This is a genomic window from Rothia sp. HMSC072B03 (assembly GCF_001809565.1).
Lineage (GTDB): Bacteria > Actinomycetota > Actinomycetes > Actinomycetales > Micrococcaceae > Rothia > Rothia mucilaginosa_A.
Genome location: NZ_KV797966.1, coordinates 153,011 through 159,942 on the forward strand (window position 1 = coordinate 153,011; position 6,932 = coordinate 159,942).

At 56.1% G+C, this 6,932-nt stretch carries 2 protein-coding genes and 1 CRISPR repeat array; both genes read left to right on the top strand.

All coding sequences use genetic code 11. The features are described from left to right. Positions 1 to 476: 476 nt before the first annotated feature. A complete protein-coding gene (locus HMPREF2630_RS02065) occupies positions 477 to 2,153 on the top strand; it encodes an RNA-guided endonuclease InsQ/TnpB family protein (RefSeq protein WP_049344661.1) in 1,677 nt (558 codons plus the stop codon). A 91-nt stretch (positions 2,154 to 2,244) separates the two neighbouring features. Further along, positions 2,245 to 2,942: direct repeats of the CRISPR family, unit length 27 nt; unit sequence GTTCCCCGTATGCGCGGGGGTGAGCTC. 447 nt (positions 2,943 to 3,389) lie between these two features. Next, positions 3,390 to 6,305 carry a hypothetical protein gene (locus HMPREF2630_RS02070; RefSeq protein ID WP_070483165.1) on the top strand — a complete coding sequence of 972 codons (2,916 nt, stop codon included), beginning with the start codon at positions 3,390 to 3,392 and terminating at the stop codon, positions 6,303 to 6,305. The last annotated feature ends 627 nt before the right edge of the window (positions 6,306 to 6,932 follow it).

Sequence of the window (6,932 nt, forward strand, 5' to 3'; positions counted from 1 at the left end):
TAGGCAGATACCGGATGAGGGCATTAACGCGTGGATGTCCGCCACCCAGCGAGGTGGCGGTCCACCCCGAGGTGCTCTAGTGGGCGTGGTGAAGGTGCTGGGGGATAGGCTGGCACCACACCCAAATCACCCGTTTGTGACCTGAATTATGAAAAAATCGCGGTTTTTCACTATTTCCTGAAAATCAGGGGGATAGTGAAAAAATTGGCGATTTTTTACACTATTTTTCTCGCCATTCCCATATTTATGGTGGCAACCTCCGGCGCCCGAATACCCCGGAACAGTCCTCGTTTCTATACGCTACGCCCCAACAAAAATCCCACATATCGGTTCTGTGGCTGTGGGCAAATTTATTTTCAAAATATTCTTGGGTACCCCAAAATACCCCCTTATCTTGTCAGGGGTATCCCCTATGGTCGTTATAAGAGATTTCCAAACAGGTTATATCTATAGCTCGTAGAAGAGGAGGAAAGACCATGGCTGAGAAAACCGGCACCGATGCTGGCACCATGAACCGCGCCTATAAATTCCGCCTCGACCCCAACCAGGCACAAAAAGCAGAGCTGATGCGATGTGTAGGCGCAGCGCGCTACACGTACAACCTCCTCAACGCATACAATCTTCAAATTCTCCGAAACGAACAGGAATATCGAAACACCCGTAACGCCGAAGGCGCAGATTACGAGACGATCAACGGCGAGATTAGGAAACTACGTAAGAAGGACCCGGCCTATAAGTTCCTTGGACACGCTGAGTACGAAAAGCGATACCTAACCCCTGAGAAACAGCGTCATGAAGCTATCGCCCAGGCTATTACTGACGGCGCTGACCCCGCCGTGGTCTGGTCTGAAACTGAACGATTCGCTGAACCTTGGTTGCACACTATTGCTCGACGAGTCCTTGTTTCTGGGATAAAGAACGCTGATAAGGCTTGGGACAACTACAACAAATCCCGTATGAAGCAACGTGCCGGCGCCCGAATGGGCATCCCTCGTTTCAAGCGTAAGGGCGTGAGCCGTGATTCCTTCACGGTTCCGCATGAAACCACCGGTGCTTATGGAGCTTACTATCATAAGAAAGACCCAGAATACGCACGTCGTAAGGTACAACTGAAGCGTCGAGGTATTAGTGCAAAACCGACCATCACTGACTACCGCCACGTGCGCCTCGCATCTTTGGGTGTTATCCGTACTCATAACACCACTAAACCTCTGGTGAAGGCCGTGCGTGCTGGCGCTGAAATCAAATCGTTCACTGTCTCCCGTGCTGCTGACCACTGGTATGTCTCCATCCTCGTGGAGCTCACCCGCCCGTCTACTGCCCCTACGCGTGCCCAGCGTTCCGCTGGTGCTGTCGGTGTAGACCTGGGCGTGCGCTACCTCGCCGCGCTCTCTGACGAGCAGGCACCACAGCGCTTCGCACAGTACCCCTCCCTGGAGTTCACCAGTGACGGTGCCCCTACCCTGGCTAACCCCCGCTGGGCACGTGCCGCTGAGAAGCGCCTGGTACGTCTGCAACGTGCCCTCTCGCGTGCCCAGAAGGGCTCTAAGCGTCGTGCCCGCATTGTGCAGCAGATTGCACGGCACCACCACCTAGTAGCCTTGCGCCGCGAATCCGGGTTGCATCAGGTCTCTAAGCGCCTGGCCACCGGGTACACCCTCATCGGGCTTGAAGACTTGGCTGTAGCGGGTATGACCGCCTCAGCTGCCGGTACCATCGAGGCACCGGGCAAAAACGTGCGCCAGAAAGCCGGACTCAACCGGTCCATTCTGGATGCCGCTTTTAGTACGCTGCGCCGCCAGCTGGAATACAAGGCCAGCTGGTACGGCTCGCAGGTACAGATTATTGACCGCTTCTTTGCATCCTCTCAGACGTGTAGCGCCTGCGGAGCACGAGCGAAAACCAAGCTCGACCTTCGCGTGCGTGTCTTTGAGTGCGCGGCCTGCGGTGTGCGGATTGATCGTGACGTGAATGCGGCACGTAATATTCGTGCGGAGGCTGTGCGGATGTATGAGGCGCAACTCGCCCCCGGCATGGGGGAGAGTCTAAACGGACGCGGAGTTACTGACTCTGATGCTGCTGTTTCGGTGGTGTTGGGGGATGCGGCGTTGGATGCGTCAAGACCAGCCGCCATGGGCGGCGGGTCACCGTAGGCAAGTAATTGTCTACTCATCCCCTTATATACGTGTGGAAAGTGAATAGTTTTTAGACTTCTGCTAGGCATCATGCCTTGTGGTTATGTGTGTTCCCCGTATGCGCGGGGGTGAGCTCGTATCCGGGCTGGTTAGAGGCGGTGCTGTAGTGTGTTCCCCGTATGCGCGGGGGTGAGCTCAGCCCTCGTTGAGTAATGCTGCCGCCAATAAGGTGTTCCCCGTATGCGCGGGGGTGAGCTCGCCTGGCTCTCCTCCATCACCGGCGAGCGCCTGTGTTCCCCGTATGCGCGGGGGTGAGCTCCATTGCTAGACTCACCACTGTGACCAGTCTTAGTGTTCCCCGTATGCGCGGGGGTGAGCTCGGTGGCGACCCCTTCAACCCCCATGACGCCATGTGTTCCCCGTATGCGCGGGGGTGAGCTCACCTCTTCGGTCATGTACTCACTCAGGTTCTCGTGTTCCCCGTATGCGCGGGGGTGAGCTCGTCTCCAGAACGACGATTCACCGATTAACGACGCGTTCCCCGTATGCGCGGGGGTGAGCTCGAATCACAGAAGCCGAACGCGACTGGATTGTAGCGTTCCCCGTATGCGCGGGGGTGAGCTCCGCCTACTCTTACCTCTGATGAGGCACGGTTAGCGTTCCCCGTATGCGCGGGGGTGAGCTCGACGGGTTCGGCGGTGGCGAAGGCATCCGGCAGCGTTCCCCGTATGCGCGGGGATGAGCCCCTTCTCCTCGCCGCCGACAATAACCTTGGGCAGTTTTCCCCGTATATGCGGGGACGTGTGTGGGGATGAGCCCGACAGACACGCTTATATGTTGGATTTTGGTCAAATTATTGTATATTTGTCCTGTACCCAATTTCCGTGCATGCCCGAGAAAGCAGCATCTCAGCCGACGTTGGCTGTTCATTATAGACTGCATCACACAGTGCTTACATCGAATTTGGCTCGAGTTGTGAAGTCAATGGGGGATCTTCAAGAGGCGGAGCGACTGTTCAGAGAGGCCATCGCGATGGACCCAGAGTTCGCCGAATACCACCAGGATTTCGCGTCGTTCTTGAGCGATATGGGCTGTTTTTGAGGAAGCAGCGGTAGAGGCAGGACGCACGGTTGAGCTCGATCCGAGCATAGATGTTCAGGTAGCTCTCAACGACCTCCAAGCTCGTTTTCCGAACGACGAACTTATTAACGAGGCCGTACACCTGAACTCGAATACCGAATGACTGGAAACATAATGGTGATCAACCACAAGCGACGGGGCGAAACACAGAGCGTTCCTAGCCTGCATTTGAGAGACATGCCCATCGAGCACTTGTATGCGCGCTATCAAAGGATAGCGCGGAACCTGCCGAGACGGATCCGCTGGCTTGCTTTGGTATTCGCGCCAACGAGCACGAGTTTCACCGTCTTCACCGCTGGCCTACTGAATGTTGCAGGGGCTCTGATGATTACGGCAGGTATCGGCCAGGTAACGTCAGGTGAGAGGACCCCAGGCAGTGCTATTTGGTTACTCATCTTCGCTTTCCTGGCTGAAAGCCTAGGGTACTGGGTGAAGGAACGCCAAGAGCTTATTCTCACGATCGCGGTTCGACAGCTCACATACCGCCGTTTCCGGGACATCTTTGGTAGGTCATCCCATCCGCCGGAAGCTCACGGGCATGTTCTTACATACCCAGGACAGATCAGCCAGTTTGCCTTCGTTGTTGATTTCGCCGTTTCAACCGTTCAGATTATTGCCTTTCTCGCGGCTTCGCTCGCGCTATATGGTGCAAGCGGCGCCATCGCTGCGTTGCTCATCACTGGATTGGTATTCGTCAGCGTCCGTCTCATCAACTTGGTGGGCCGACTATGGGAACAGTACGTCGCTCTAGAGGGAGAGCGTAGGCAGTGGATCCAGCGTGTAGCAAACGCGCTGCCTCGAGGGCAAAGCATCCCCAGCTGGGGTACCGCTCTGGACAAGGTCGCTAGCATCCGAAACACCGAAGAGCAGCTTCTGCGCAGACGGGTCCCGTTGCAGGTCCTGAATGGATTCCTTGAACGGGGAGCACTAACTGCGGTGCTCGCTGTGGTTGCGGTTCTCGGCGCGTGGCTCTGGTCATCCGCTCGGTTCGGTATTGGAATTATTTTGGCAGCCCGCTACCTGTACGCAGCGGTGCAGAACAACATCGTAAACTATCGGGTTATTCGGCTCGCTGTGCCAATGATGCGTGAGCTCGACAAGCTCGAGTCGTCTCCAAATTGCACGGTTAAACAGCAGGACTGGGTGGGGCGGCCTTCAAATTCTAGAGAGGTGCTTGCAGCTACGTCTGAGCGCGCTGAAGCATTGCGCACATCCGTGACCACCCCCGATTCTGCTTTCGTACCACGCAACCCGGAAGTGTCCCATTCGGTGTTGTCAGCGTGGCGAGCTTCTGCTTCGCCACATCAGGTATCCCGGTTCACTAGCCTCGCTTTAGGTATGGGGCTCACTGAGGACGTGATCGGGCGATTCTGGCAAGACGCAACAACCTTGTCGTCAGGAGAGAGACACCGTGCTGCTGTCGCAATCGTTTTGGCAGACAAACCGGACTGGCTAATTTTGGACGATACGTTCGCAGCGCTTGATCCTGTAACACGAGAAGTGGTTGCCGAGAGGATCTTAGAGTGCGTGCCAACGTGCACACTTCTGGCAAGCTCGGAGGAGTACGTACCGAGTGCCTTCACCCCCGGCAATGATGCGAGGGTAGACCCTCTTGAGTTGCAGGCTCATAGCCCCGGGGCAGCTAAGGGGGTAGATGCTGGTTCGACGGATGTGAGCGAAGGACAGGACCTTCCTGACCCTGAGCCGAAGCGTGCCACATTCCGACGATCGGCCCTGTTGTTGTTTGGACCGCATTTGGTGTGGATTACGTGTGGCGCCCTACTCTTGAGCGGATCCGAAGTTGCTTTTGCATTGACGATTGCTCACAGTGATGGGCTGTCTGCTCAGGTTGCTGGAGTGTCAGCTGCTTGCGCACTGGCAGCAATTGTTGGGTCCGTCATGTTCTTTGGCCCGCTCTACTGGGCTCCCATCGCTAGGCTGAGCGATTTGCACGACCGGGTTATACGCAGGCTCGATCGATTCGCTACTCCTAGAACAAGCGGTGCGGTCATGGGGCGGATGGGTGAAGACTTCTCCGACCTTCAGATGTCGGTGCCTAGCGCCCTGGGTTCGGTATTTATGGTCATTCTACAGACCTTTATGCTCATCGGAGGCGCAGTGGCTGGCGCCCCGCTGTTCATAATTGCTGTGTTGGCGGTAGCACCCCTAGCGATGCTTGCTATGCGTCAGGGTTCAAAGTGGATTCTCCCTGCCTCGACGACGGCTGCCAATCGCCGAGGTGACTTCATCGGGGTGGCTGGTGCCCAGGCTGGCTTACACGCTGCGCCCGTCAGTGCAGGGCTGCGTCGGGCTGGAGAAGAAGCCTACGCTCATTCGGAGGCTGCATACGTCAGCAGCTCGATTCAGTTGGCGAACGCCTACGCACTGCGTACGGGACTGATCCAGTTGCTTGTGTTGTCACTGAATGTTTCTGCAGCGGTATTGGCACTGATGGTCGAAGGATCGAACTCAGTGGTTGCTCCCGCGGTCGTAATATATTTTGCAGTAACTCTGTCATCTGGCATCCAATCTACGGTGGAGACGCTGCAACAGGTTGGTGTAGTCAGCTTGACTGCGGAGCGTGTTCGGATGCTTGAAGAGTACCGGGCCGACCGTTCTTATCCGCCCGTGCGGTCTGCTGACCTGGCTCTGCTTGAGAGTGTTCTTGACTCTGGATGTTCTATGGTTGCCTTGATTGGACCAACTGGCGCGGGGAAGTCCGTCATGCTTGATGCTCTATACCGCCGGTATCCCCAAGGCGAAGTGGTAATCGTACCAGATATCGATCCGTTTGCATCTGAAGCATCGAATTCGAGCGGGCTCATGCTTGCGCGTTCCGTGTTACGTGAAGGCGCTGCCCGGCTTGTGTTGCTTGATGAGACCTTGAAGGGTCTCACTCCGTCAGAGGAGCGCGCTGAGCTCGAATCGATGGCGTGCGCTATCGAGGGCAGTGATAAGCAGGTTGTGATTGTCCTTCACTCGCGCTCTAACCTTGATTGTTTCAAAGAAGTGGTGAATTTAGATGAGTGAGCTGACCCAAGTACTACGTTTTTCTCCAAGAACTATCGAGGACGAAATGCGAATCTATAGGGCCAACCTATAGCCTGGACCGATTCGTCGGTGGCACTTCTGAACGAGTACGGCGCCACACTGTGCACACCTGACCGCGAGGCGACACCGCTGGACTTACCCGAGGCGGATGAGATTGTATTGAGCCCCGACGGTGTGATGTACGCATGCTGGTTTGAGAACGAAAGCTTTCGGGTCCAGGCGTATCGATTTGAAGCTGAGGCATTCAAGCCTGCTGGGCAACCGTGCGTGGTAAATGTTCACAGCCTACACGGTGAGGACCTTGTAGTTCTCGGTATCCCTGGCGGTGTAGAGCTGTGGCTGGAACCAGAGTTCTATGTTTAGCGGCCCGGATCGCGGGTATTTTGAGGTGCATCCGGAGGAGCTGCATCAGCTGTTCGGCATCATCACTGTGCCGCGTGACGCCTAGCCAGGGCGCTAAAATACCTCGGGCAGATGCCCGGTTAGGTCATTAAAAACGGATGTCCGCCACCTTGCGAGGTGGCGGACATCCGCGCGTTTAGTCGCTGTTCTTTCCGTACCGGAACCTGTCGTTAGTAAGTGCGCTTTGCCAGTTCACGACGAACC